Here is a 26,244-nt window from a genome sequence, read left to right on the forward strand (position 1 = left end):
CTGTCTTCGGGGGGATGTCAGCGTCGGTGTGCCTGCGTGTGCGTGGGCTGGGGAAAGGGTGCGTGGTGGTCGCTCGGTTCGGTCGTGGTCGTGTCGTGGTGTGGGTGGGGGCGTTGCTGGCGGTGGTGTTGGCGGTGGGAGGGGTTCCGGTGTCGGCTCAGCCGGTGGCTGAGGTTGGGTCAGCGGGGTGGGTGCCGGGGGAGGTGGTGCGTGGGGGTGCGGGGGCGCCTGCGTCGTCGGTGGATTCCCCTGGCCGGTGGGGGCCGGTGGCGGAGGGGTTGGCTGAGCCGGTGGTTGAGGTGGTGGCTGAGCGGGGTGAGTTCTCCAAGGTGTGGGAGATGTCGGATGGGTCGCAGGCGGTGCAGGTCACCCAGGTCCCGTTGCATGTCCGTACGGGGGAGGGGTGGGTGGATGTCGATGCGTCGGTGACGGCCCGGCCGGATGGGTCGTTTGTGGCTGCGGGGTTGCCGGTGGGGGTCGAGTTGCCGGCGGAGGCGAGGGGGCCGGTGCGTGTGGTTGATGGGGAGGTGTCGGTGGCGTTTGCGTTGACCGCCGCCGGTGGGCCCGGTCGGGCCGAACGGGCGGTGGCGGCCTCGCAGGGACGGGCGGAGGCTGATCGGGGCGGGGTGGCCTATGCGGGTGTGGCTGCGGGGGTGTCGTTGGTCTACCGGCCGTTCGTGGGTGGGGTGAAGGAGGCGATCGTGTTGGAGGGCCCGGACGCGCCGACGTCGTTTGTCTTCGACGTGGCCACGGTCGGGTTGGAGCTGGTTGCAGACGAGCGGGGGGTGCGGCTGGTCGATGCCGATGGGCAGGTTCGGTTCATTGTGGCGCCGCCGTTCATGGAGGACGCTGCGGGGGTCCGCTCTGATGGGGTGGAGCTTCGGCTGGACGGGCGGGGCCGGGTGGTGCAGACCATCACTGACACCGATTGGTTGGCTGATCCTGGGCGGGTGTGGCCGGTGACGGTTGATCCGACGGTGTCCTCGACGGCGTGGACCACGGACTGTCAGCTGCACGAGGATGCGCCGTCGTTGACCGATTGTGGGTCGGCGACCGGGGTGATCGGTGATGACGGCACCGGTGAGCATCGGATGATCTACCACTTCGGTCTCCATGGAGTGTTCGATGAGCCGGTCCAGGTGATCCAGAACGCTGCGATCCGTCTGACCCGTACCACTGTCAGTCCGGGGTCGGCCACTGATGCGTTGGAGGCCTTTGCCTTGACCGCACCGTTCGATCCGGGCTGGGTGTCGTGGAACAACCGGGAGAACGGGCAGGCGTGGGGCAGCCCCGGCGGCGATTTTGGGCCGCGCGAGTACGGCACCGCAGTGTCCAACCCGGGGGAGGAGGTCGGGATCAGCGTGGACCGTCATGTCCAGCAGTGGCTGGACGGCCCGGCGACGGACAACTACGGGATCCTGCTGAAGACCGACGACAGCGACTACTACCGGGTCCACACCGAGGAGGCCACCGACCCCGCGGTGTGGCCGTCGTTGTGGATCCGCTACAACCCGCTGTTCGGCATCAAGGACCAGTACGGCCTGGAGTCCTTCACCCTGTCAGAGCGTCGTGATGCCCATGTCAACCTGGCATCGGGCAACCTGACGGTCCGTGAGACCGATGTGGACCTGGTGGGGGTTGCCGGCCATGATGCACGGGTGGTGCGCCAGTACGACTCGCGGTTCGACACCCGCACCCATGCTGCCGGTGGGACGTTCGGGCCGTGGTGGAACGCCGGGTGGAACTGGCAGGTCCTGCCCTCTGACGGGGTGCGGCTGGAGGCCGGGGAGTCTGGTGACCGGTGGCTTGTCGCCGGCGCGCAGTGGCACTTCCCCTACAACTCGGTGTCGGGCGGCTGGGACAGCCCTGAGGGATCAGACCTTGCGCTGCACCAGCTGGGATCCGGCGAGTTCTTGCTGACGTTCGTCCGCTCCGGCGAGGTGTGGACGTTCTCTGCCGGTGGGATCCTTGACACCATGGTCGATCGGCACGGCAACGCCATCACGATGGGGTATGCCACCTCGGGGTATGACCGGCCGACCACGATGACTGACAGCCGTGGGCAGACCACCAGCTTCGACTACTCCTCCAACACCTGGAATGAGGACCTGACCGGCTACACCGACCCGGCCGGCCGGTCCTACGGGTTCACCTACACCGGCGATGCCGAGATCGAGACGTTCACCGACCCTGACGGAAACGTCACGACCTACACCTACGACAACGACCACAACCTGACCGGCATCGAGGATGCCGAGGGCAACCACACCCTGTTCGACTACGACACCGACGGGCGGGTGGTGGAGCTTGTCCGGGTGGATGACCCGGTGGGCATGACCGGTCCGACGTGGCTGTTTGACTACTCCACCGCCTGGGAGACGGTGGTGACCGACCCGAACGGGCACGACACCACCTACGCCTTTGATCGGCAGGGTCGGATCACCGAGGTGGAAGACGCGCTGGGACGGGACCGCCAGACCTCCTGGACTGCGTCGGCGTCGGTGGCCTCCTTCTCCGACCTTGATGGCAACGCCACGATCAACACCTACTCAACCGACGCCCGGTACAACCTGGAATCGGTCGAGTTGCCCACCGGCGCGCAGACGGCGTTTGCCTACACCGACACCGACAACCCCTATGCCCCGTCGGCGGTCACCAGCCCGCAGGGCAACACCACCAGCATCGACTACGACAGCCTGGGCCGGCCGGTCACGATCACCGACCCGACCACCGCCTGCTCAGGTGCCGCCTGCACCCAGACGATCAGCTACAACGCCGACGGGACCATCGACAGCGTGACCGATCCCAACGGCAACGTCACCGACTACACCTACAACAGCGACGGCGAGCTGATCCGTATCGACCATCCGGCACCGCGAGCGGATGTGTCGTTGACCTATGACAGCATCGGCCGGCCGGTCACGGTCACCGACGGCAACGGCATCACCACCACCTACGGCTATGACAGACATGATCGGGTGGTGAGCGTGGACCATCCCACCGACCCGGATCTGACCTACACCTACGATGATGTGGGCAACCGGACGGGCCGGACCGATGCCACCGGCACCACCACCACGACCTATGACGACATCTACCGGATCATCGGGGAGACCTCCCCAGGGTCGGTGACAACCAGCTACGCCTATGACGATGCCGGCAACCTGACCTCGCTCACGGACCTGGCCGGCACCGTGTCCTACACCTACAACGACGCCAACGAGGTGGTCAGCGTGACCGAGCCGGGCAGCGTGACGACCACGATCAGCTACACCACCAACGGCCAGCCTGACCAGACCAGCCTGCCCAACGGCTGGACGATCGACCGGGACTACGACACCTCCGGCAGGCTGGTGGGCGTCACCGCTGGCGATGGGACGGCTGTTGAGGTCGATCGGTCCTATGACTATCACGACGGGACCGGTGACACGGCGTTGGTGCATGCAGAGACCGATGGGGTGGCGGGGCAGACCTTCTACTACACCTATGACCAGCTGGAACGGCTCGATGGGATGTACACCAGCTCGGCGACGGTGCACCACTACAGCTATGACCCGGCGGGGAATCGGCTGACCCACAACGATGGCGGGTCGACCACCATCTTCTCCTACAACGCCGCCAACCAGCTCACCAACGCCGGTGGGGTCACGGTGTCCCATGACGGGCAGGGCAACCTGACCGCCACCTCCGCCGGGGACGCCTACACCTATGACGAGGCCAACCGGCCTGTCAGCATCACCGCTGGTGGGACCGGTCCGCTGGCGGCGACCTACTGGGGCGACACCGCCGTCGGCCGGGCCACGCTCGGGTCGACCAGCTACGTCACCAGCCTGTTGGGCGTGACGGCCCAGACGACGGGGAGTACGACGGTTGGCTACACGCGACTCCCTGATGGCCAGGTGCTGTCCCGTCGTGAGGGGACTGACATCCACTACCTGCTGCCCGATCGGCTGGGGTCCACCCAGGCGCTGGTCGACGATGGCGGCACGGTGACCACCAGGTATGCCTACAGCCCCTACGGGCAGACGTCGGTGACGGCGGTGACGGCAGGCCACGTCGACCAGCCGTTCAGGTTCGCCGGGCAGCATCAGGACCCCACCGGCCTGTACAAGATGGGCCTGCGCTACTACAACCCCGACCAGGCCCGCTGGACCCAACCCGACCCCGCCCTCTCCCTGACCGCACTGCCGTTCGCCAACACCTACACCTACGTCGGCAACAACCCCATCAACGGCATCGACCCGACGGGAGCAGCTTGTAGCGGACTCGAGTGGGCCGGCATCGTCTTCGGGGTCGCTGGCATTCTTGCCACAGGAGGTTATGGGGCGACGCTACTTGCTGGTGCATACGCGGGCTATGGCACGGGGTACTGCACGGCATGAGTGGCCTACAAGTAGCTCGGGTCCTTGCGGTAATTGCCATCGCTGCATTCGCGTTCTTGCTCGGCCGACTCGCTTCCCCGGGATTTCCTCGACCGCTCCTCGTTGCAGGAGTCCTCCTAGTTCTTGGTGCCTTCTTGCTGCCCATCAACGTTTCGTACGTTCCCGAACGGTTCCTTCGGTTAGCGCTGTTGGTGGCGGGCGTGGTTGCATTGGTAGGTGCGGCCGCAACCTATTGATTGGTACTGACGTGGCGGTGCGAGTCATGCCCAAGAAGATTGATCCGACGGTCAAGGAGCGCTATGTGCGCTAGGTCCTTGACCAGCTGCAGGAGTACCCCTCGCTGCCCGCTGCGGCCGTAGCGGTCGCCCGGCGCGAGATTCCCAGTGCCCGGGCACCGCGCGGTCCTTCACCTCTGCCGGCCGTGCGGAGATCATCACCTGGTCTGTCACGAACTTCTTGCCCCGGTTGGCCGGGCGGGCTCGCGGCACGCGCAGCGCACGACCAGTCCGAAGACATGCGACGAGTTCGCGCTTCAGCGCGCCGCGGCCCTGGATGTCCAGCGCCTGGTAGATCGGCCTCGTGTGAGGTCCGCATCGACTCATCATCGGGGAAGTCGAGCTTCAACCGGTTGGCGATCTGCTCCGGACTCCACGCGGTGGCCCACCGCCGGTCCTTGCGACGGCCGTGCCGGCGACCCTTGAACGCCACCGATGGCCCCACGATCGTGGTGCCGTCCGCCGCGTTGATGTTGCCGGCCAGCCGGTCCTGCACGTACTCGCGCAGCCGGTCGTTGGCGACCAGCTTCGCGGGTTTGGCTCGTCGTGCCATCAGCTCGGCCTTCCACTGCGCCACCGAGGCCCGGTACTCAAGCTTGCCGCTACGGGTTGCCGCGTTGCGACGCACCTCCCGAGAGATCGTCGACGGTGATCGGTCCAGCTCTCGGGCGATGTGGCGGATCGACTTGCCGTCGCGAAGCAGCAGCGCGATGTCCTCCCGTTTAACGAAGGACTGGAACCGGTCAGTGCCGGAGGTCAGCTGGATCGATGGCATGCCGCCACGATCGCGGAACCACCGCGATCCGACGGGACCCGACACACCCACCGCGACCGCGGCCTCCTCGCTGGTCAGTTCCTCGGCGATCTTGCCCCAAGAACGCCCGCTCCACGTCCCGACGAATCGGCGGACGCCCCGGTCAGAATGACAACCAGCAGTCGGGCCATCGTCGCGACGGCGTGCTCGGCCTGATTCGCCGTCATGAACGCGAAGGCTTTCGGGGCGTCGCGTCGGTCTCCGCAGCGAACCAGGCCGCGGCCTTTCACAGGGTCTCGCGTTCCTCGCGAAGGATCTTGTTCTCCCGACGGAGTCTGGCGAGCTCCTCGCGCTCGGCGCGGCCCAGATGAGCCGGGTCGTCCTCTGCGACATCGGCGGCGATCCAGTTGCGGATCGTCTGCGCGGTCTGCCCGTAGTCAGGCGACAGCTCCTCCGGCGAGCGACCTGCCTTGACCAGTGCGATCAGCTGCTCACGCAGCTCGAGCCGATACGGGGGCTTGTTCTTCGGCATCGTGGCTCCAGTCTCCCAAGCGGGAGCCTGTCCACCAAACAGGGGTCACTCCAACGACAGGATAGCCGGCCGGTCACGGCAACCGGCGGCAGCGGCATCACCACCACCTACGGGTAGGTGCCGTGCCCCCTCGTGGGCGCGGTCTCAGGCTGCGGCGCCCACGAGTTGGGCACCGAGCAGCAGGCAGGCCAGCCCCAGGAGCAGGATCCACGGGGCGATGGAGCGCACCAGCGTCACCGAGTCGGCCGAACCGACGATCGTCTTGCCCTTCTTCACCGCCATGTCGATGACGGCATCGACGTCGTCGGCAGCGGTCAGCTGTACGTTGGGTCCCTCGATGACCTTCAGGACCGGGTTGATCCGCCACCACGTCGAGTTCGGCATGATCACCGCGTCGATGGCCTTCCAGCTGATCTCGCGTGCGGGGCCGATGCCGGGCCGCTCGTGCATGCCCTTGGCGGTGACCTCGAGCCGCCACAGGAACTCACGGGCGGTCTGCAGGCCGATGATGGCCGGATAGGCCACGACCCCGAAGTCGCTCGTGTCGCCCGACAGGGCCGCCCACGCGATGATCACCACCAGGGTGGACGCGGCGACGACGCGCATGGCGAGCGGACGGGTGAGGACGACGACGTTGTTCATGGCCGCACCGATCCTGCCCGGTCGAGGACGCTCCGGCCAGCACGCGCCCCCGGCCGACCGGCTTCTGTCCCTTGGGCTGGCGTGCAACCGCGGTTCCAACGACACTGGGGGAGAGCCGTTCGATTCGAGCGAGGCGGACGGGCCGGCCGAGGAGGGCTCTCCGGATGAACGATGCAGGCGCTGCCCCAGAGGGGACCTGGGTTCGCCTGCGCACCTGGTTGCAGCGCGTCGGCGGGAACCTGGCCGGCATGGTCATGCCCAACATCGGCGCGTTCATCGCCTGGGGCCTGCTCAGCGCCCTGTTCCTGCCCGCCGGGTGGATCCCCAACGAGGGACTGGCGTCGTTGAGCGAACCGATGGTCACGACGCTGCTGCCCGTCCTCATCGGGCTGACCGGCGGACGTGTGGTGCACGACCAGCGGGGAGGGGTCATCGGCGCGATCGCGACGATGGGCATCGTCGTCGGCTCTGACGTTCCCCAGCTGCTCGGCGCGATGGTCGCCGGTCCCCTGGCTGCCCTCGCCCTGCGACAGGTCGACCGGAGCCTGCGACCCCGCGTGCGCGCGGGGTTCGAGATGCTCGTCGACAACTTCTCCCTCGGCCTGCTCGGCCTGGCCATGGCCGTGCTCGGCTACGTGGCGATCGGCCCGGTCGTGTCGGTGGTCACCGTGACCCTCGGCGACGGGGTCGACTGGATGGTGGCCAATCACCTGCTGCCTGTGGTGTCGGTCATCGTCGAGCCGGCCAAGGTCCTGTTCCTCAACAACGCCGTCAACCACGGGGTCCTCGCCCCCCTGGGGGCGGTCGAGGCCGAACGGATCGGCCAGTCGCTCGTGTTCATGATCGAGACCAACCCGGGCCCAGGGCTCGGCATCCTGCTGGCCTTCTGGCTGGCGGGGCCGCGAGACGTCCGGCCGACGGTGCCGGGTGCCGTGATCATCCACTTCCTTGGCGGCATCCACGAGATCTCCTTTCCCTACGTGCTGATGAAGCCACGCCTGCTGATCGCCGCCATCGCCGGCGGGGCGACCGGCGTGGCCACCTTCATGCTGACCGGCGCAGGCCTGGTCGCGACACCGTCTCCCGGGTCGATCTTCGCGTGGCTGGCCGTGATGCCGCGGGGTGGCTACGTCGGCCCCCTGCTCGGCATCCTGCTGTCCACCCTGGTCTCGGCCGGCGTCGGTACGCTCCTGCTCAAGGCCGAGCGCCGCAAGGACACCGCTGGGGACCTGGCCGACGCGCGGACGAGGTCATCGGCCAACAAGTGGTCGGCATCGCAGGCACGGGAGGCGTGAACATGCCAACGATCGACGGGGGGGCAGTACGGCGGGTGCTGGTGGCCTGCGAGGCCGGGATGGGCTCCAGCGTCCTGCTGACCTCGCAGCTGTCGACGCGCCTTGCGCCCTACGGCGTGCCGGTGACCCATGCGGCCGTCAACCGGCTGGAGGCAGGCGAGGGCGACGTGGTGCTGTGTCACGCGGCGCTGGCCGGCCGGGCCCGGCAGGCCGCCCCCGGTGTGGTCGTCCTGCCGTTCCAGCTGTTCATGGGCGACCCGGCGTTCGACCGGCTCGAGGCCGCCATCCGCGACGGGGACCCGCTGGGTGGATGACCACGAGGTCCTGCCCCTCGGCGGCATTCGCATGGGCGCGGTCGTGCAGTCGAGGGAGGAGGCCATCGACCTCGTCGGTGGGCTGCTGGTCGAGGCCGGCGCGGTGGCCGCCGCCTACGGCGAGGCGATGCACGAACGCGAGGCCATCGTGTCCTCCGTCGTGGGTCCTGGGGTGGCCATGCCGCACGGCACCGACGCCTCGCGGTCACTGGTGCACCGCGCCATGGTGGCCGTCGCGCAACTCGCCGAACCAATCGACTGGGGTGGCCAGCCCGTGCGGGTCGTCATCGGCCTGGCCTCGGCCTCGGCGGACCACCTGCCGCTGATGGCTCGGCTGGCCGGGGTCCTGCGGGACCGGGCGCGGCTGTCGCGGCTGTCGACCACCGACGACGCGGAGGAAGTGCGGACCCTGCTGCTCGGGTCCGACCCCGACCCGGCGCCCGACCCCGACCCGGCGCCCGAGGCCGTCGACGAGCCAGAGGAGGTGGTCGTACCGGTCGAGGTGGGGGCCGACGTCGGGTTGCATGCCCGCCCCGCAGCGGCGGTCGTGCGGATCGCGGCCGCCCAGGACGTGGCGGTCACCGTGGGACGTCCCGGCGGCACGCCGGTCGACGCGACATCGATGCTGTCGTTGCTGGCGCTCGGTGTGGATCACGGCGAGGTGGTGGAGGTTCGCGCCAGCGGCCCGGGTGCCCGAGCTGCGGTGGAGGCGGTCGTGGCGGTCATCGCGGCACCCTGAGCCCCGAGTGGCTGCCGAGAGGCCTGCGGACGGCCGCTACCCTGCGGCCCGATGACGACCACAGTTGGAGTGCTGGCCCTGCAGGGCGACGTCGCGGAGCACCTGCGGGTGCTCGACGAGCTCGGGGTGCGCACCATGCCGGTGAAGCACGCCCACCAGCTCGAGGCGATCGACGGACTGGTCATCCCCGGCGGAGAGTCCACGACCATCGGCAAGCTGCTGGGCCTGTTCGACCTGCTCGAGCCGCTTCGCGCCCGCATCGCCGACGGGCTGGGGGTCTTCGGGACCTGTGCCGGGGCGATCCTGCTGGCCAGCGAGGCGGTGCACCACGACGGTCGTCCGGCCGACCAGCCGCTGCTGGAAGCCATGGACACCAGCGTCCGTCGCAACGCCTTCGGACGGCAGCTCGACAGCTTCGAGACCGACCTCGACGTCGCCGGGATCACCGGCGGACCGATGAAGGCGGTCTTCATCCGTGCCCCCGCGATCGAGCGGGCCGGAGTAGCGGTGGACGTACTTGCCACGGTGGGCGATACCATCGTCGTCTGCCGTCAGGGTCGACTGCTGGCCAGCTCGTTTCATCCCGAGCTGACCGACGACTCCCGGTTGCACGAACTCTTCGTCGATTTGATCAGGTGAGAGCGAGATGTCGGGTCACAGCAAATGGGCAACGATCAAGCGCAAGAAGGGCGCGAACGACGCGGCCCGCGGGCGCCTGTTCGGAAAGCTGATCAAGGCCATCGAGGCTGCGGCCCGTGACGGGGGCGCAGACCCCGACATGAACCCGACCCTGGCCACGATGGTGCAGAAGGCCAAGGACGCCTCGGTCCCCAAGGACAACATCGAGCGTGCCCTGGCCCGTGCGGCCGGTCGTGACGGCGGTGGGGCGGACTGGAAGACCGTCTACTACGAGGGCTATGCGCCCGGTGGTGTGGCCGTCTACGTGCAGTGCCTGACCGACAACACCAACCGTGCTGCGGCTGACGTGCGCACCGCGTTCAACAAGAACGGCGGCTCGCTGGCCGAGCCCGGCGCGGTCAACTACCTGTTCACCCGCACCGGCGTCGTGACCGTCCCGACCGACGGCACCGACGAGGACGAGGTCATGATGGCGGCGCTGGAAGCCGGCGGCGAGGACGTCAGCAACGACGGCGACGTCTACACCATCACCTGCCAGCCGACGGACGTGAACGACGTCCGCAAGGCCCTGACCGAGGCCGGCATCCCCGTGTCGTCCTCCGACACCACGATGCTGCCCAGCGTCAACGTCCCGATCACCGACGAGGAGAGCGCGAAGAAGGTCATGCGCGTCATCGATGCCCTCGAGGACTCCGACGACGTGCAGGATGTGTTCGCGAACTACGACATCTCCGACGAGATCATGGAGGCCGTGGCCTAGCGCCACCCCCGGCCTCCAGCCGTGCGCATCGCTGCGGCGGACCCGCGGGCGCCCGACGTGGTGGCGCTGCTCGAGGCGCACCTGGCCCTGATGCGGGCCACGTCGCCGCCGGGGCACGTGCACGCGCTGGACCTCGACGGGCTGGCCCGGCCCGACATCACGTTCCTCGCAGCCCGTGACGACGACGTGCTGCTGGGGGTGGGCGCCCTCCGCGAGCTCGATGCCGCCCACGGGGAGGTCAAGTCCATGCACGTCGCCGAGGCGGCCCGGGGGAGGGGCATCGCCCGTGCGCTGCTCGACGAGCTCATCGGGTTGGCCCGCGCACGGGGGTACGAGGCGGTCAGCCTGGAGACCGGGACGATGGCGGTCTTCGCGCCCGCCCGGACCCTTTACGAGCGCAACGGGTTCCGGCCCTGCCCGCCGTTCGGTGACTACACCGTCAACCCCTACAGCACCTGCATGCGGCTGGAGCTGTAGCCCGCCTCACTCGCGGCCGTAGAAGCCGCGGATGTGCATCTCGGTCAGGGCGGCGGCGTCGTCGCCGCGACCCTGGTCGACGGCGCGAAGGATCGCCTCGTGCTCCTCGGTCAGGCGGGACAGGGTGCCGTTGAGGTCCTCGACCTCCGCCAGCGCGTCGGCCAGGTAGCGGGTCTGGGTGTCGCGACACGCCTGCATGACGGCATGCATCGCCTGGTTGCCCGAGGCGCGCACCAGTGCCGCGTGGAACGCCACGTCCGCCAGGTCGTAGGCGATCGCGTCGTCGTGGGAGCGGCGCATCGTGGCCAGCGCCGCGTCGGCCTCCTCCAGCGCCGTCAGCACCGGCATGGCGGCGGCCAGGCGCAGCGCCTGTCCCTCCACCGCGCAGCGCAGCTCGACCAGGTCCGTCAACGGCACCTGCTGCAGCGCCATGGAGTCGGTGAGCGCCTGCGTCAACGCCTTCCGGTTGGTGCGGGCGACGGTCCGTCCCTGCGCGGTCCGGCCACCGGCGACAAGCCCCTGCGCCTCGAGCTGGCGCAGCGCCTCGCGCACCGATGCGCGGCTGACGCCGAACGTCTCGGCCAGCTCGCGTTCGCCGGGCAGTGCGTCACCCGGGCCGAACCGTCCGTCGACGATGGCTTCGCGGATCCGCCCGGCCACCTGTTGGTACAGGGGCGAGGGGGCCACTGATTCGAACACGCTCACGCCGGCTCCTGTTGGTGAGATGAACAACTGATGATCGTATTGACTGTTGGTCAGACCAAGAATAGGGTCTCGGCCACGTCGAGCCAAGCCCCGAGCGCGGACGGCGCACGCACAGCCACTACAGGAGGGCAATCCCATGGCAAAGGTCCTGATCATCACCGGCGATGCCGCCGAGAGCCTCGAGGTCATGTACCCCTACCAGCGCCTGCTGGAAGAGGGGTACGAGGTCGACATCGCGGCCCCGAGCAAGAAGAAGCTGCAGTTCGTGGTGCACGACTTCGTCGACGGCTTCGACACCTACACCGAGAAGCTCGGGTACACGTGGGATGCGGACCTTGCGTTCGCCGACGTCGACCCGGCTGACTACGTCGCCCTCGTCGTCCCCGGCGGTCGCGCGCCGGAGTTCATCCGCAACGACGAGGACTGCAAGCGCATCGTGCAGCACTTCATGGCCAACGACCTGCCGGTCGCCCAGCTGTGCCACGCCGCCCAGGTCATGGCCGCCGCCGGGACCCTGCAGGGTCGCCGCACCGCCGCCTACCCGGCGCTGCAGCCGGATGTCGAGGCCGCTGGCGCGGAGTTCGTCGACGGTGCCGGCGTGGTCGACGGGCTGATGGTCTCGGCCCGTGCATGGCCCGACCACCCCACGTGGATGCGCGAGTTCATGCAGGTCCTGCGCGCCAAGGCGCCGGCGGCCTGATCCTGTGCTGACCGATGCGCTCGCCGGCCTGGCCGGCGAGCTCGACGACGACCTGCTGGTCACCGACCCGCAGGTCGTCGCCGCTCACGCCGGGGACCAGGTGCCCGGTCTGAGTTCTGGGACGCCCCTCGCGCTGGTCCGGCCCCGGACCACGCAGGACGTCGCCACGGTGCTGCGCTGGGCGTCGGCCCACGGCGTGGCGGTCGTGCCCCGCGGCGCCGGCAGCGGCCTGGCCGGGGCGGCCAACGCCGTGGACGGGGCAGTCGTGGTGTCGCTGGCGGCCATGGACCGGGTGCTCGAGGTCAACCCGGCCGACCGCTACGCCGTCGTCCAACCGGGCGCCGTCACCGCCACCGTCGACGCCGCCGCCCGCACCCACGGGCTGAGCTACCCGCCGGACCCCGCCAGCAAGGACTTCTCCACCATCGGCGGCAACATCGCCACCAACGCCGGTGGGCTGTGCTGCGTCAAGTACGGGGTCACGGCCGACTTCGTCCTCGCCCTGGAAGTCGTCCTCGCCGACGGCTCGATCGTGCGGACCGGCCACCGCACCCGCAAGGGCGTGGCCGGCTACGACCTGACCCACCTGATGGTCGGCTCCGAGGGCACCCTCGGCGTGGTGACCGAGGCCACCCTGCGCCTGGTCCCCGCCCCGCTCGCCGCGGCGACGCTGGTGGCCTTCTTCCCCACCCTGGAGTCCGCCGGTCGGGCCGTTGCCGCCATCGCTGCCGACGGCCTGTCCCCGTCGCTGCTGGAGATCATGGACGCCACCACGATCCGGGTGGTCGACGAGGCCCACCGCATGGACCTCGACCGCGATGCCGCCGCGCTCGTCCTGGCCCAGTGCGACACCGGGCCGCGCGCAGCCGACGACATCGCCGAACTCGCGGTGCGCTGCGAGGCTGCCGGCGCAGGCTTCGTGGCGTCCACCGACGACCCGGCGGAAGGCGAGGCGCTGCTGGCTGCCAGGCGCGCCGCCTACCCGTCGCTGGAACGCCTGGGCACGACTCTGCTCGACGACGTCTGCGTGCCGGTCAGCGCCCTGCCGGCAGCCATCGCGGCCATCGAGGGCATCGCCGAGCGGTACGAGCTGCTGATCGGCACGTTCGGCCACGCCGGCGACGGCAACCTGCACCCCACGATCGTGCACGACGCCAGCTCGGCCGACCGGGCCGCCAAGGCCTTCGACGACATCCTGACCGCGGCGCTCGGGCTCGGCGGCACGATCACCGGCGAGCACGGGGTCGGCCGTCTCAAGGCCCACCGCCTGGCCGACGAGCTCGGCCCCGCCGGCATCCGGCTGCAGCACGCCGTGAAAGCCGCCTTCGACCCCGCTGGCATCCTCAACCCCGGCGCCGTCCTCCCTCCTCTCCCGTAGCACGGTCCCGCCGCCCGGCGGTTGGTCGGGTTGGCCGGGGGAGGGCACCTTGGCTGCTACAGTGCAGTACAGATGTTCGACCCCTCGGCCGCTTCCATTCGTGTGCTCGGCGTGGACCCCGGTCTGTCGCGTTGCGGCGTGGCCGTCCTCGACGGGCCGGCGCAGCGCGCGAAGGTCGTCCGGGCAGAGGTCGTGCGCACACCCCCCGATCAGGCCCTCGGCGACCGTCTGGCGGCCATCCACGCCGCCATCGAGTCCGCCGTGGCCACCGACCGGCCGGCGGCGCTCGCCGTCGAACGGGTCTTCATCAACAACCAGGCCCGCACCGGCGTCGGGGCCATCCAGGTCGTGGGCCTCGTCCACCTCGTCGGAGCCCGCCACGGCCTGGGCGTGACCGAGCTGACCCCCTCACAGGTCAAGGCTGCGGTCACCGGCTTCGGTGACGCCGACAAGGACCAGGTGACCTTCATGGTCCAGCGGATGCTGGGCCTGGCCAAGCCGCCCAAACCCGCGGACAAGGCCGACGCGCTCGCCGTGGCGCTGTGCCACCTGCAGCAGGCCGCGATGCCGACGGCCGGGCCCGCCACGACGCCGGGGTCCGGCCCCGGTCAGCCGAACCCCGCTACCGCCGGGCTGCCGCCACGCCTCGCCGCGGCGCTGGCCGAGGCCGGCCCCGGCCTGCAGGCCGTCCGGCCGACCGCCCACCCGCGGGGACGTCGATGACCGATCCTGCAGCGGTCCGGAACCCGACCACGTCGCACCCACCGCCTACCCTCGACCGCACCATGACCGTCCTCCTCCTCACCGCGACATGATCGCCCTGCTCCGTGGCGCCGTCGCCCACCTCGAACCCGGCCGCGTCGTCCTCGACGTCGGCGGTGTCGGCTACCTCGTCCGCGTGCCCTCCGGCGTCCGGCTCGGCGGCGTGGGGACCGAGATCGTCCTGCACACCCACCTCGCCGTCCGCGAGGACGCGATGGACCTCTACGGCTTCCCGGGCGTCGGCGACCGGGACCTGTTCCAGCTGCTGCTGTCGGTCTCCGGCGTCGGGCCGAAGCTGGCGCTCGCCGCCGTCGACACCCTCGGCGCCGACGGGATCCGCGCCGCGGTCATCGCCGAGGACGTCACCGGTCTGACCGCCATCCCCGGCGTGGGAAAGAAGGGCGCGCAGCGCCTCGTGCTGGAGCTGCGCAGCAAGGTCGGCATGCTGCCCTCGTCCAGCCCCGCCGGAAACGGCCTGCCGACCGCGGCCGCCGCCGACGACCCCCGCAGCGAGGCCCGGCAGGCCCTCTCTGCGCTCGGGTACGGCGCGGCCGAGGTCGAGCACGCCCTCCGCGGTGTCCCCGCCGACGAACCCGCCGAGGTCCAGATCCGCGGCGCCCTGCGAGGCCTCGGATGACCGACGAGCACGGCCTGGACAACGAGGTCATCGACCCCTACGCCCAGGACGAGGACCTCGACCTCGAGACCAGCCTGCGTCCTCGCCACCTCGGCGAGTTCGTGGGCCAGCAGCGCATCAAGGACCAGCTCGGCCTGATCCTCGCCGGCGCCCAGCGACGGGGCGCCTCGGCCGACCACCTGCTGTTCTCCGGGCCGCCGGGCCTGGGCAAGACCTCCCTCGCCCACATCGTGGCCACCGAGATGCAGGCGGCCCTGCGGGCCACGTCCGGGCCGGCGCTGGAACGGCCCGGCGACCTCGCCGCCATCCTGACCAACCTCGAGAAGGGCGACGTGCTCTTCCTCGACGAGATCCACCGCTTGCCCCGCGCCGTGGAGGAGATCCTCTACCCGGCCATGGAGGACTTCGTCCTGGACATCGTGGTCGGCAAGGGCCCGGCCGCCAAGGCCTTCCGGCTGCCGCTGCCACCCTTCACCCTCGTCGGCGCCACGACCCGCACCGGCCTGCTGACCGGCCCGCTGCGCGACCGCTTCGGCTTCGCGACCCGGCTGGAGTTCTACGACCCCGGCGACCTGCGACGGATCGTGTCCCGTTCCGCCACGCTGCTCGACGTACCGATGGACGCCGCCGGCGCGCTGGAGATCGCCCGCCGCAGCCGCGGCACCCCTCGCATCGCCAACCGCCTGCTCAAGCGCGTGCGTGACTACGCCGAGGTCAAGGGCGACGGCACCGTGAACCACGCCACCGCCTCCGCTGCCCTGGAGATGTTCGAGGTCGACCCGGCCGGGCTGGACAAGCTCGACCGCATGGTGCTGGACAAGCTGTGCCGCGACTTCGGTGGTGGCCCGGTCGGTCTGGGCACCCTCGCCGTTGCCGTGGGAGAGCAGCCCGACACCCTCGAGGACGTCGTCGAACCCTTCCTCATCCAGAAGGGCATGCTCGCCCGCACCCCCCGCGGTCGGGTGGCGACAGCGGCGGCCTTCGGGCACCTCGACCTGCCGTTCACGCTGGACCGGACCCCCGGCGCCGGCCCCTCGTTGTTCGACTGAACCCTCGGCGTCGACCGTCGGGCGGCTGACCGACCGGGGGCCCGGTCGGAGGTCGGGTACCGACGGTGCTATCGTTTCCCGGCCGGGCCTCTCAGCAGGGCCGCTTCGGTGTGCGCAGTCAGCGACCACCCAGCAGGCCCCACCCACTCTCCACCCGGAGGTCCGTCCTCACCATGAACCTGCTTATCGACGTTCCCGTGCTCGCCGACAACGGCGCCGCCGCCACGGGCAGCCCCATCGGCGCCCTGCTGCCGTTCCTGCTCATCGGCGCGGCCTTCTACTTCCTCATCATCCGTCCCCAGCGCAAGCGCCAGGCCGAGCAGCAGTCCATGCTCCGTCGGGTCTCCGAAGGGGACGAGGTCGTCACGATCGGCGGCTTCCACGGCCGCATCGTCGCCCTCGAGGAGGACACCATGGAGCTGGAGCTGGCACCCGGCGTCATCGTGACGATGGCCCGCACCGCCATCTCCCGCGCGCTGACGGAACCGGCCCCCGTCACCTTCGACGACGATGACGACCTCGACGAGTTCGACGACGACGAGTTCGACTTCGACAACGACGACGACATCGTCATCGGGGACGTGGACGGCGACAACGACGCCAACCGCGATTCCTGATCCTCTCCACCGCATGAGCCACGACGACGACCGGGGCGCCGAGATGGACCAGCGGTCCACCGCCGCTGCTGACACACCCGACGGCGACCTCGTCGACGACGGCGTCGGCGTCGGTGGTCGCACCCCAGAGGGGACCGAGCAGGCGTCCCCGGCGGAGTCGACCGGCCGCAGCCGCATCCCGCTGCTCGAGGCGGTCCAGCAGCACACGCTGGCGACCGGCCTGCTGGAGATGGCCGACGAGTTCCTGGCCTCCCAGGGGTTCACCGAGCACGGCTTCCGGCACGCCAACCTCGTCGGCCACATCGCCTACAACGTCCTGACGCACCTGGGCTTCGACGAGCGGCTGGCCGAGCTGGGCGCCGTCAGCGGCTACCTGCACGACATCGGCAACGTCGTCTCGCGCGCCAACCACGGACAGTCCTCGGGCCTGATCGCGATGACGATCCTCCGCGAGCTCGACGTGCCCGTACACGACATCGCCCAGGTCATGGGTGCGGCCGGCAACCACGAGGAGTCCTACGGCGTCGCCGTCTCGCCCGTGTCCGCGGCGGTCATCGTGGCCGACAAGTCCGACGTGCACCGCAGCCGGGTGCGCGACACCGGTGACATCGACAACGACATCCACGACCGCGTCAACTACGCGGTCACCTCCAGCTTCCTGCGCGTCTCGCCGCGGAGCCGCGACCTGGCCGAGCAGGAGTCCGGCCTGGTCGAGTCGAACATCTTCACCGAGGACGGGGAGCGGATGCTGGTGCGCCCGGGTGACCCCGAGGTCCGCCGAACCCTCACCCTCGAGCTGACCGTCGACACCGACGTCACGCCCGTCTTCGAGTACTTCGAGATCTTCATGGAGCGGATGGTGATGTGCCGCCGTGCCGGGCGAACCCTCGGCGCGGAGTTCCGCATCACCGTCAACGACGTCCCGGTCCTCTAGACCGCCGGACGCCACCGCTCAGCCCCCACCCACCAACCAACGAAAGCTGTCACCGTGTCACGAGGACGCCTGATCACGCTGATCGTCGCCTACGCCGTCGCCCTCGCGGCGGTGTGGGGATGGATCGCCGTCGCCGGGCTCGAACCGCGTCTGGGCCTGGACCTGCAGGGTGGCGTCAGCGCCAACCTGATCCCGGCCGAAGGACAGGGCGAGATCGACGACGAGATCCTGGACCAGACCGTTGCCACCATCCGCGAGCGCGTCGACGCGCTCGGTGTGGCCGAACCCGACATCGCCCGCCAGGGCGACACCATCCAGGTGCAGCTGCCGGGTGTGGCCGACCAGGAGCAGGCCCGGGAGATCATCGGTCGCACCGCCCAGCTGCAGTTCCGCCAGGTGCTGGAGGTGCTGCCACCCGACACGTCGGAGCTGAGCGAGACGGCCACGGCCACCGCCGGATCGACCTGCGACGAGCGGTCCGACACCGCGATCCCGCCGGCTGACGAGGAGGTCGTGTTGTGCCTGCGCACCTACGACCCCGTCGACCCCGACGTCGAGCTGCCCCGCGCGCAGTGGAACCGCCTGCGCATGGGCCCCGTCGCGGTGTCCGGTGCGAACCTGACCGACGCGTCGGCCCAGCTGATCCCGCAGCAGATCGTGGAGCAGTGGATCGTGGAGATGGACTTCGACAGCGAGGGCGCCGACGCCTTCGCCGAGGTCACCGGCAACCTCGCCTGCCTGCAGGGTGTCCAGCGCCAGCTGGCCATCGTGCTGGACTCCATCGTCGAGCAGGCGCCGCCGGTCAGCCAGGAGGTCGCGTGTGGCCAGGGCATCCAGGGTGGCTCCGCGGTCGTCAACACGGTCGGGGAGAACGACGCCAAGGACCTCGCGCTCGTGCTCAAGGCCGGTGCGCTGCCCATCCAGCTGGACTTCGGCACCTTCCAGACGATCTCGCCCACCCTCGGGCAGGACTCCCTCGACGCGGGCCTGCTGGCCGGCCTCATCGGGCTGGTCCTGGTCGCCCTGTACCTGATCGCGCTCTACCGCGGCATGGGTGCTGCGGCCGTGCTCGAGCTGATCGCCTTCGGGATCACCGTCTTCGGCCTGATCATCGTCCTCGGCGAGGTCATCGGCTTCACCCTGACCCTCGCGGGCATCGCCGGCATCATCGTGTCCATCGGCATCGCCGCGGACTCCTCGATCATCTACCGCGAACGCTACCGCGACGAGGTCCGTGCCGGCCGCACGATCCGCACCGCCGCCGACCACGCCTTCAAGAAGGCGTTCCGCACCAACCTGACCGGCAACACCGTCAGCTTCCTCGCGGCGGTCGTCCTGTACCTGCTGGCCGTCGGCCCGGTCCGGGGCTTCGCGTTCACGCTGGGCCTGTCGACGCTGATCGACACCCTGCTGTTCGCGACGTTCACCCGCGGGGTGTTCGGGCTCGTCGCCCGCAGCCCCAAGCTGGTCGACGCACCCTTCATGGGGCTGCGTGCCGGCGTCACCAGTGAGCAGCTGGCCCTCTCGGCCAACGTCGGATCCGGCCGCAAGGGTCGCAAGAACGGGAAGAAGGGTCGCAAGTGACCGACATCACCACCACCGACCGCCAGGAGGACCGGGACACCGGCCTCTCCCGGCTGCTGACCGGACGGGCACAGGTCGACTTCATCGGCCGCTCGCGCCAGTTCGGGCTGATCACCCTCGCCCTGATCCTGGTCAGCCTGGCCGCCCTCGGCATCCGCGGGCTGAACTTCTCCATCGAGTTCACCGGCGGCTCCTCCTTCGTGGAGGAGGGGGCCACCCAGGAGTTCACCGTCGAGGACATCGAGGCGGCGCTGACCGACCTCGGCGTCACCGGCGCGATCGTGCAGGTCGTCGACGACGGCGCAGGCGCGCAGGTGTCCACCCCGGCCATCTCGGAGATCTCCGGCGTCGACGACCTCGAGGTCGCGGCGGCCATCGAGGAGCTGACCGGCGGAGAGGTGAGCGTCTCCACCATCGGCCCCCGCTGGGGTGACGCCGTGACCGAACAGGCCATCCGCGGCCTCATCGTGTTCCTCGTCCTGGTCATCGCCTACATCACGTTTCGCTTCGAGTGGCGCATGGCGGTCTCCGCCGTGCTCACGCTGCTGCACGACGTGATCATCACCGTCGGCCTCTACGCGCTGATCGGCTTCACGGTGTCGCCGTCGACGGTCATCGCCATCCTGACGATCCTCGGTTATTCGCTGTACGACACGGTCGTGGTGTTCGACCGCATCACCGAGGACAGCGAGAAGCTGACGTCGGTGTCCACCACGTCGTACGGTCAGCTGGCCAACGGTGCGCTGAACAACGTGCTGGTCCGGTCGCTGTCGACGTCGATCACGTCGGTGCTGCCGGTCGCCTCGCTGCTGTTCGTCGGCGCCAACCTGCTGGGCGCGGCGACGCTGTCGGACCTGGCCCTTGCGCTGTTCATCGGCATGACGGTCGGTACCTACTCCTCGATCTTCATCGCCACCCCGCTGCTGGTGTGGCTGAAGGAGAAGGACCCCAAGTTCGCCGAGCTCAAGGAGCGCGCGGAGCGAGGCGGCGCGGCTGCCTGACCGCAGAACCGGTATCCGGGCCTCGTCCCCTCGACCTCCACCAGAGGTCGAGGGGACAGTCCTTTTCCGGGGTTCGCGGGGAACGGACCTCGCCGGTGGCGGTCCGACGGGCGGGGCCGACGTCTCCGGGGGCGGACGCGGCGTTTACAGTCCGGGGTCATGGACTTCGACGCCCTGATCCGCGACATCCCCGATTTTCCCTCCGAGGGCATCGTCTTCAAGGACATCACGCCGTTGCTGGACGACCCGGAGGGGTTCGGCGCCGCCATCGACGCGTTGGCCGCGCCGTACGAGGGGCAGGTCGACCGGGTGGTCGGCATCGAGGCCCGCGGGTTCATCCTCGCCGCACCCATCGCCCTCCGGCTGGGCGCGGGGTTCGTCCCGATGCGCAAGGCCGGCAAGCTCCCGGCCGCCACGATCGGGCAGTCCTACGACCTGGAGTACGGCACCGCGACGATCGAGATGCACGCTGACGCGCTGGCCGACGGCGACCGGGTGCTCGTCGTCGACGACGTCCTCGCCACCGGGGGGACCGCCGAGGCGGCTGTCGAGCTCGTCGGACGAGCCGGCGCCACCGTTGCCGGCCTGTCCTTCCTCATCGAGCTGGACTTCCTCGAGGGTCGCACGAAGCTCGCAGGCCACGACATCACGACGCTGCTCCACTACTGAACAGCAGTCACTCCTGACGTCGTCAGGAGCCGGTCCACGAATTCGGCCGTCGATGTGTGTTGGCAACTATCGACGCCGTAGCATCCTCCGTCCCACGGACGTCCTTGCGATGACGACTACAGTCGGTGGTGAGTTTCACCGGCAGGAGGCAATGCCACGACCGCTGACCAGCGACCGACTTCCGGGGCCACCGACACCCGGGCCCCCGAGACGCTGGAGAGCGCGCCGACAGCGCCGGTCGACCCAGCGGGTCCCACCGTCGACACGGGGAAGACGGACGCAGGGGACAATCCCGACGTCTCCGCCGAAGGCGGCGGCTCGCTGCCGGTCCCGACCGGCGACATCCCCCAGGGCTCCCGAGCCGCCCGCCGTCAGTCCGGCGTCCGTGCCGTCCTGGCCCGCCTCCCCTTCGGCGACCTGGGCACCCAGATCCCCGAACCGGTCCAGCCGCTGGTCCAGGCGCTCAAGCGGTCTGCCTCGAGGGTCGACCTCAAGCTGATCCTGAGGGCCTACGAGGTCGCCGACGCCGCCCATTCGGGGCAGAAGCGCAAGTCCGGCGAGCCCTACATCATCCACCCGATCGGGGTGGCAGAGATCCTGGCCGACCTGGGCGCGGACACCGCCACGATGTGCGCGGCCCTCCTGCACGACGTGGTCGAGGACACCGAGTGGACCCTCGACGACCTGCGCAAGGAGTTCGGCGACGCCACCGCCGCGCTGGTCGACGGGGTCACCAAGCTCGAACGCGTCGCCGTGCAGTCCAAGGAGGAACAGCAGGCCGAGTCGCTGCGCAAGATGCTGCTGGCGATGGCCGACGACTACCGCGTCCTCCTCATCAAGCTGGCCGATCGCCTGCACAACATGCGGACGATCCACCACATGCCGCGCCACAAGCAGGAGGAGAAGGCCGCCGAGACCCTCTCCATCTACGCCCCCCTGGCGCACCGGCTGGGCATGCAGCAGTTCAAGTGGGAGCTGGAGGACCGGTCCTTCCAGTGCATGCACCCCAAGCGGTACGACGAGATCAAGGCGATGGTGGCCGAGCGGCAGCCCGGTCGTGACGTCTACATCCAGCAGGTCCTCGCCGACGTCACCGAGCGCCTGCGGGGCGTGAAGATCCGCGCGCAGGTCACCGGCCGACAGAAGCATTACTGGTCGATCTACGAGAAGATGGTCATCCGCGGCAAGGAGTTCGACGAGATCTACGACCTCGTCGGCATCCGGGTCATCGTGGACTCCGTCAAGGACTGCTACGCGGCCCTCGGCACCCTCCATGCGGTCTGGCGTCCGGTCCCCGGGCGGTTCAAGGACTACATCGCGATGCCCAAGTTCAACCTCTACCAGTCGTTGCACACGACGGTGGTCGGGCCGGGCGGCAAGACGATGGAGGTGCAGATCCGCACCCATTCCATGCACCGGACCGCCGAGTTCGGTGTCGCGGCCCACTGGCGCTACAAGGAGACCAACCGCGCCGCCGGCGAGGGGGGTGGCGACGCCCAGTGGCTGGAGCACATGCTCGACATGGAGTCCTCCACCAGGGACTCACCCGGCGAGTTCATGCGCGGGGTCACCCTCGACCTGTACGCCGACGAGGTGTTCGTCTTCACCCCCGACGGCGACATCCGCCAGCTGCCCCGCGGCTCGACCCCCGTGGACTTCGCCTACGCCATCCACACCGAGGTCGGCCACCGCACCATCGGCGCCCGGGTCAACGACCGGCTGGTCCCGCTGGAGTACGAGCTGCGCAACGGCGAGACCGTCGAGGTGCTGCTGTCGTCCTCCAAGGACTCCGGCCCCTCGCGTGACTGGCTGGAGTTCGTCGGCTCGTCGAGGGCCCGCTCCAAGATCCGTGCCTGGTTCAGCCGCGAACGGCGCGAGGACGCCATCGACCGTGGCCGCGAGGACCTTCGCAAGGCCCTGTCGAAGTCCGGTCGGGGCTGGAAGCGGCTGATCCGCTCGCCCGAGCTGATGGAGATCGCGCAGAACCACAACTACGCCGACTTCGACTCCCTCTACCGGGCCATCGGCGACGGGCACATCACCGCCAAGGCGATCGCCCAGCAACTCGGCCAGAAGCTTGCCGCGGCCGAGGCACCACCGCTGCCCGACGAGGACGAGGAGGCCTACTCGTCCCCCGCCGTCGTCGAGGAGGCACCCCGTCGGTCCAGCGAGGCCGTCATCGTCGAGGGGATCGACGACGTCCTGGTCACCCTCGCCCGGTGCTGCACGCCGGTACCGCGCGACGACATCATGGGCTTCGTGACCCGGGGGAGGGGCATCAGCGTGCACCGCACCGACTGTCCCAACGCCGCGTCGCTGCGTGCCCAGGACGACCGGCTGGTCGAGGTCCGCTGGAACACCCAGACCCCGGCGACGTTCCGCGTGACCGTCGACGTCGAGGCGCTGGACCGCAAGCACCTCCTGCGCGACATCACCACCGTCCTCGGCGACGAACACGTCAACATCCTGTCGGCCAACGTCACCACCAAGCGCGACCGGATCGCCCTGCTGCGGTTCACCTTCGAGCTGGCCGACATCACCCACTTCGACCACGTCATCCGCCAGGTCAAGCGGGTCGAGAGCGTCTACGACGCCTACCGCGTCATCCCCCGCGCCGCCGGTGGCGGCCGCGTGCCCGACGGCGCCTGATCCCGGCTCGGAACCACGGCCGCCGGCCGGTACGCTCGGCGACCTATGTCGCAACCCTTCGTCGATGTGCTGACCCTCGGCGTGTGGCAGGCCAACTGCTACATCGTCGGTGACTCCGAACGCGGGACCGCGTTCGTGGTCGATCCCGGCCAGGACGGGGAGGGGCCTGTCACCAAGGCCCTCGCCGCCCGCGGGGTGACCTGCGAGGCGATCCTGCTGACCCACGCCCACCTCGACCACCTGTGGTCGGCGCCGGAGCTTGCGCGGAGCCTCGACGTCGGCGTGCGCATGCACGAGGAGGACCGCTGGCTGTGGGACGAACCGGGTGCCGGCATCGGCGCGGCGCCGGGCAACCTCGAGGCCCAGTTCGGCCTGGTCTGGGACCCGCCGCACGAGCGGCTGGAGACCTTCCGCGACGAGCACACCATGACCATCGCCGGCATGCAGGTCGACGTCCGCCACACCCCCGGCCACACGCCGGGATCCTCGGTCTTCATCACCGACGACCTCGGCGACGCGCCGGTGATGATCTCCGGTGACCTGATCTTCGCCGGCTCCGTCGGCCGCACCGACTTCCTGCGCGGGTCGTGGGAGGAGGAGGCCCGGTCCATCCACCGTGTCGTCCTGCCCCAGCCCGACGACATGCGCATCATCTCCGGCCACGGCCCCGAGACCACCGTCGGCGCCGAACGCCGCAGCAACCCGTTCGTGCACCAGATCATGGCCGACCTCGGGTCGCCCGAGCCCGCCATCGGCAAGCCCGTGACCAAGCAGAGGCGTGGACTGTGAGCATCCCCGACGGCGTCAAGGGCGCCCCCGACCGACTTCCCCCCGAAGCGGCCGCGTTCGACGCGGTCGAGCGGGCGTTCCTCGAGACCGCCCTCACCTACGGCTACCAGCGGATCCGCACCCCCGTCTTCGAGCACACCGAGGTGTTCTCTCGCGGCGTCGGTGCCTCCACCGACATCGTCAACAAGGAGATGTACACCTTCACCGACCGGGGCGACCGGTCGCTGACGCTGCGTCCCGAGGCGACCGCCGGCATCATGCGCGCGGCGCTGGAGGGTGGCGTGCCCAAGGCCGGCGGGCTGCCCCTGAAGATCTCCTGGGCGGGGGAGTGCTTCCGGGCGGAGAACGTCCAGAAGGGCCGGCAGCGCATGTTCACGCAGGTCGACGTCGAGGCGCTGGGCACCGACGACCCGATGGTCGACGCCGAGCTGGTCCTGCTCGGCTGGGAGGCCCTGAAGGCCGCCGGCTGCGGCGAGGTCACCCTGCTGATGAACAACCTCGGTGACCCCGAGGACCGGCCCGGCTACCACGAGGTGCTCAACGCCTACCTCGACTCCGTCGGCGACCTGCCCGCAGAGGTGGAGGAGCGCCGGGCCATCAACCCGCTGCGCGCCTTCGACTCCAAGGCCCCCGGCATGGCCGAGGTCATGGCGAAGGCGCCCCTGCTGGCCGACCACGTCAACGCCGACGCCAAGGCCCACTACGACGAGGTGTGCGGCCTGCTGGCCGACGCCGGGCTCGCCATCACCCAGGACCCGAAGCTGGTCCGCGGGCTGGACTACTACACCCGCACGACCTTCGAGTACCAGGTCGCCACGCTGGGGGCGCAGTCCGCCGTCGGTGGTGGCGGTCGCTACGACGGCCTGGCCGAGCAGCTCGGTTATCCCGACCGGTTCCCCGGCATCGGCCTCGCCCTGGGCGTGGACCGCACCCTGCTGGCCATCACCGACGGGGCCACCCCCGACGCCGCCCAGCGGGTCCGGTGCTTCGTCGTGCCGGCCACCGACGAGGTACGTCCGGCCGCGTTCGCGCTGGTCACCCGGCTTCGTCGCGAGGGCATCACCGCCGACATCGGTGCCGACCGCCGTCGTGCGCGGGCACAGTTCAAGGCCGCCGACCGCGCCGGCGCCGACTACGCCCTGGTGCTCGGCCCCGACGAGGTCGAGCAGCAGTCCGTCACCGTCAAGGACCTCCGCTCGGGCGAGCAGGTGCTGGTCGCCGAGGGCGAGCTGCTGGCCCACCTCCGCTGACCCCACTACGGTGCCCCCATGACACCGGTACTCGCACAGAACACCGACTTCGGCGCCCTCGGGGCGGTGTTCGCGCTGTTCGGCCTGGCGATGCTCGCCGTCGCGATCCTGATGGTCGTGGCGGCCTGGAAGGTCTTCGTGAAGGCGGGTTACGAGGGCTGGGAGTCGGTGCTGCCCTACCACAACCTCCTCGTGGGCATGGAGATCGCCGGTCGCCCCAGGGTCTGGTCGCTGTTCCCGGTCGTGGGCGCGTTCCTCTTCGTCGTGCCGTTCATCGGGCCGCTGATCTGGCTCGTCGCCGGCGTGACGCTGGCCATCATCGTCGGCATGGACTTCGCGAGGTCCTTCGGCAAGGACAGCGGCTTCGGGGTGGGGCTGGCGCTGCTGCCGTTCGTGTTCCTGCCCATCCTTGCGTTCGGTGACGCCCGCTACCTGGGGCCCGCCGGCCCCGAGGGCTACCAGCGCGGCGGCTCGGGAGGGGCTCCACCACCGCAGGCGTGGGGCCCGCCGGGACAGGACCCGTGGGGCCAGCCGTCACCCCCGGGCCCGGCGCCGGGCTGGGCCCAGCAGGGGTACGGCCCGCAGCCCGGGTACGGGGAGCAGCCCGGATACGGCCAGCCCGACCCCTACGGCCAGCAGCCGCCCTACGGCGATCCCAACCGGCCACCGGAGTGGGGCCAGTAACCCGTCGCGGTTCCTACCGGTCCTTCC

General features: G+C 69.9%; 24 protein-coding genes and 1 pseudogene. 21 read left to right on the top strand and 4 right to left on the bottom strand.

Translation table 11 applies throughout. From position 1 onward, the window contains the following. Positions 1-302: 302 nt before the first annotated feature. Positions 303-4,382 carry an RHS repeat-associated core domain-containing protein gene (locus tag DVS28_RS08255; RefSeq protein WP_164710174.1) on the top strand — a complete coding sequence of 1,360 codons (4,080 nt, stop codon included), beginning with the start codon at positions 303-305 and terminating at the stop codon, positions 4,380-4,382. Positions 4,383-4,759: 377 nt separating this feature from the next. On the opposite strand, the pseudogene DVS28_RS28000 reads toward DVS28_RS08255, so the two are convergent. The 3 genes and pseudogenes from DVS28_RS28000 to DVS28_RS08270 all read right to left on the bottom strand — a co-directional run. Continuing rightward, a pseudogene (locus tag DVS28_RS28000) lies at positions 4,760-5,559 on the bottom strand (transposase); the annotation flags it as partial. 138 nt (positions 5,560-5,697) lie between these two features. After that, complete coding sequence (locus tag DVS28_RS28265; RefSeq protein ID WP_114591041.1) at positions 5,698-5,943, bottom strand: hypothetical protein; 246 nt, start codon at positions 5,941-5,943, stop codon at positions 5,698-5,700. Positions 5,944-6,087: 144 nt separating this feature from the next. Next, complete coding sequence (locus DVS28_RS08270) at positions 6,088-6,585, bottom strand: hypothetical protein (protein WP_114591042.1); 498 nt, start codon at positions 6,583-6,585, stop codon at positions 6,088-6,090. A gap of 164 nt (positions 6,586-6,749) precedes the next feature. Here DVS28_RS08270 and DVS28_RS08275 point away from each other — a divergent pair, with 164 nt between their 5' ends. From DVS28_RS08275 to DVS28_RS08300, 6 genes are read left to right on the top strand one after another with little or no spacing between them, the layout of a single operon-like run. Beyond that, the gene (locus DVS28_RS08275) at positions 6,750-7,880 is read left to right on the top strand and encodes a PTS transporter subunit EIIC (protein ID WP_114591043.1); all 1,131 of its coding nucleotides are present in this window, start codon (positions 6,750-6,752) and stop codon (positions 7,878-7,880) included. Positions 7,881-7,882: 2 nt separating this feature from the next. Further along, a complete protein-coding gene (locus DVS28_RS08280) occupies positions 7,883-8,194 on the top strand; it encodes a PTS lactose transporter subunit IIB (RefSeq protein ID WP_114594059.1) in 312 nt (103 codons plus the stop codon). Then, the gene (locus DVS28_RS08285) at positions 8,187-8,933 is read left to right on the top strand and encodes an HPr family phosphocarrier protein (protein ID WP_114591044.1); all 747 of its coding nucleotides are present in this window, start codon (positions 8,187-8,189) and stop codon (positions 8,931-8,933) included. The genes DVS28_RS08280 and DVS28_RS08285 overlap by 8 nt, the downstream gene beginning before the upstream one ends. Before the next feature lie 51 nt (positions 8,934-8,984). Continuing rightward, a complete protein-coding gene (gene pdxT, locus DVS28_RS08290) occupies positions 8,985-9,572 on the top strand; it encodes a pyridoxal 5'-phosphate synthase glutaminase subunit PdxT (protein ID WP_114591045.1) in 588 nt (195 codons plus the stop codon). 7 nt (positions 9,573-9,579) lie between these two features. Further along, positions 9,580-10,332: a YebC/PmpR family DNA-binding transcriptional regulator gene (locus DVS28_RS08295; RefSeq protein ID WP_114591046.1), complete on the top strand. Its 753-nt coding sequence runs from the start codon at positions 9,580-9,582 to the stop codon at positions 10,330-10,332. Positions 10,333-10,353: 21 nt separating this feature from the next. Next, positions 10,354-10,809: a GNAT family N-acetyltransferase gene (locus DVS28_RS08300; RefSeq protein WP_216826480.1), complete on the top strand. Its 456-nt coding sequence runs from the start codon at positions 10,354-10,356 to the stop codon at positions 10,807-10,809. A 6-nt stretch (positions 10,810-10,815) separates the two neighbouring features. On the opposite strand, the gene DVS28_RS29925 is transcribed toward DVS28_RS08300, so the two are convergent. Then, positions 10,816-11,514: a FadR/GntR family transcriptional regulator gene (locus tag DVS28_RS29925; protein WP_281273529.1), complete on the bottom strand. Its 699-nt coding sequence runs from the start codon at positions 11,512-11,514 to the stop codon at positions 10,816-10,818. A 136-nt stretch (positions 11,515-11,650) separates the two neighbouring features. Between DVS28_RS29925 and DVS28_RS08315 the strand changes: the two genes are divergently transcribed. From DVS28_RS08315 to DVS28_RS29165, 14 genes are all read left to right on the top strand, one after another. Further along, a complete protein-coding gene (locus DVS28_RS08315) occupies positions 11,651-12,214 on the top strand; it encodes a DJ-1/PfpI family protein (RefSeq protein ID WP_114591047.1) in 564 nt (187 codons plus the stop codon). A 7-nt stretch (positions 12,215-12,221) separates the two neighbouring features. After that, positions 12,222-13,592 (top strand): FAD-linked oxidase C-terminal domain-containing protein, encoded by a 1,371-nt coding sequence (locus DVS28_RS08320; protein ID WP_114594062.1) that lies wholly within the window; start codon positions 12,222-12,224, stop codon positions 13,590-13,592. Between the two features lie 72 nt (positions 13,593-13,664). After that, positions 13,665-14,315: a crossover junction endodeoxyribonuclease RuvC gene (locus DVS28_RS08325; RefSeq protein WP_216826482.1), complete on the top strand. Its 651-nt coding sequence runs from the start codon at positions 13,665-13,667 to the stop codon at positions 14,313-14,315. Positions 14,316-14,403: 88 nt separating this feature from the next. Beyond that, complete coding sequence (gene ruvA, locus DVS28_RS08330) at positions 14,404-14,991, top strand: Holliday junction branch migration protein RuvA (protein ID WP_114594063.1); 588 nt, start codon at positions 14,404-14,406, stop codon at positions 14,989-14,991. Then, positions 14,988-16,040, top strand: coding sequence for a Holliday junction branch migration DNA helicase RuvB (gene ruvB, locus DVS28_RS08335; RefSeq protein WP_114591048.1), 1,053 nt, complete (start codon positions 14,988-14,990; stop codon positions 16,038-16,040). The genes ruvA and ruvB overlap by 4 nt, the downstream gene beginning before the upstream one ends. A 173-nt stretch (positions 16,041-16,213) precedes the next feature. Continuing rightward, positions 16,214-16,657, top strand: a complete 444-nt coding sequence (gene yajC, locus DVS28_RS08340; protein ID WP_114591049.1) for a preprotein translocase subunit YajC — start codon at positions 16,214-16,216, stop codon at positions 16,655-16,657. Between the two features lie 13 nt (positions 16,658-16,670). Further along, entirely contained in the window at positions 16,671-17,591 is a 921-nt protein-coding gene (locus DVS28_RS08345; protein WP_216826483.1) for a hypothetical protein, read from the top strand. Between the two features lie 54 nt (positions 17,592-17,645). Continuing rightward, the gene (secD, locus tag DVS28_RS08350; protein WP_114591050.1) at positions 17,646-19,175 is read left to right on the top strand and encodes a protein translocase subunit SecD; all 1,530 of its coding nucleotides are present in this window, start codon (positions 17,646-17,648) and stop codon (positions 19,173-19,175) included. Then, positions 19,172-20,176: a protein translocase subunit SecF gene (gene secF, locus DVS28_RS08355; protein WP_164710181.1), complete on the top strand. Its 1,005-nt coding sequence runs from the start codon at positions 19,172-19,174 to the stop codon at positions 20,174-20,176. The genes secD and secF overlap by 4 nt, the downstream gene beginning before the upstream one ends. A gap of 159 nt (positions 20,177-20,335) precedes the next feature. Beyond that, positions 20,336-20,845, top strand: coding sequence for an adenine phosphoribosyltransferase (locus tag DVS28_RS08360; RefSeq protein ID WP_114591052.1), 510 nt, complete (start codon positions 20,336-20,338; stop codon positions 20,843-20,845). 450 nt (positions 20,846-21,295) lie between these two features. Further along, positions 21,296-23,494 carry a RelA/SpoT family protein gene (locus tag DVS28_RS08365; protein WP_342795440.1) on the top strand — a complete coding sequence of 733 codons (2,199 nt, stop codon included), beginning with the start codon at positions 21,296-21,298 and terminating at the stop codon, positions 23,492-23,494. 45 nt (positions 23,495-23,539) lie between these two features. Continuing rightward, on the top strand, positions 23,540-24,283 hold the full coding sequence (locus tag DVS28_RS08370; RefSeq protein WP_114591054.1) for an MBL fold metallo-hydrolase: 744 nt from the start codon (positions 23,540-23,542) through the stop codon (positions 24,281-24,283). After that, entirely contained in the window at positions 24,280-25,533 is a 1,254-nt protein-coding gene (gene hisS, locus DVS28_RS08375) for a histidine--tRNA ligase (protein ID WP_114591055.1), read from the top strand. The genes DVS28_RS08370 and hisS overlap by 4 nt, the downstream gene beginning before the upstream one ends. Positions 25,534-25,551: 18 nt before the next feature. Then, positions 25,552-26,217 (top strand): DUF5684 domain-containing protein, encoded by a 666-nt coding sequence (locus DVS28_RS29165; protein WP_216826484.1) that lies wholly within the window; start codon positions 25,552-25,554, stop codon positions 26,215-26,217. The last annotated feature ends 27 nt before the right edge of the window (positions 26,218-26,244 follow it).

Source organism: Euzebya pacifica, from assembly GCF_003344865.1.
Lineage (GTDB): Bacteria > Actinomycetota > Nitriliruptoria > Euzebyales > Euzebyaceae > Euzebya > Euzebya pacifica.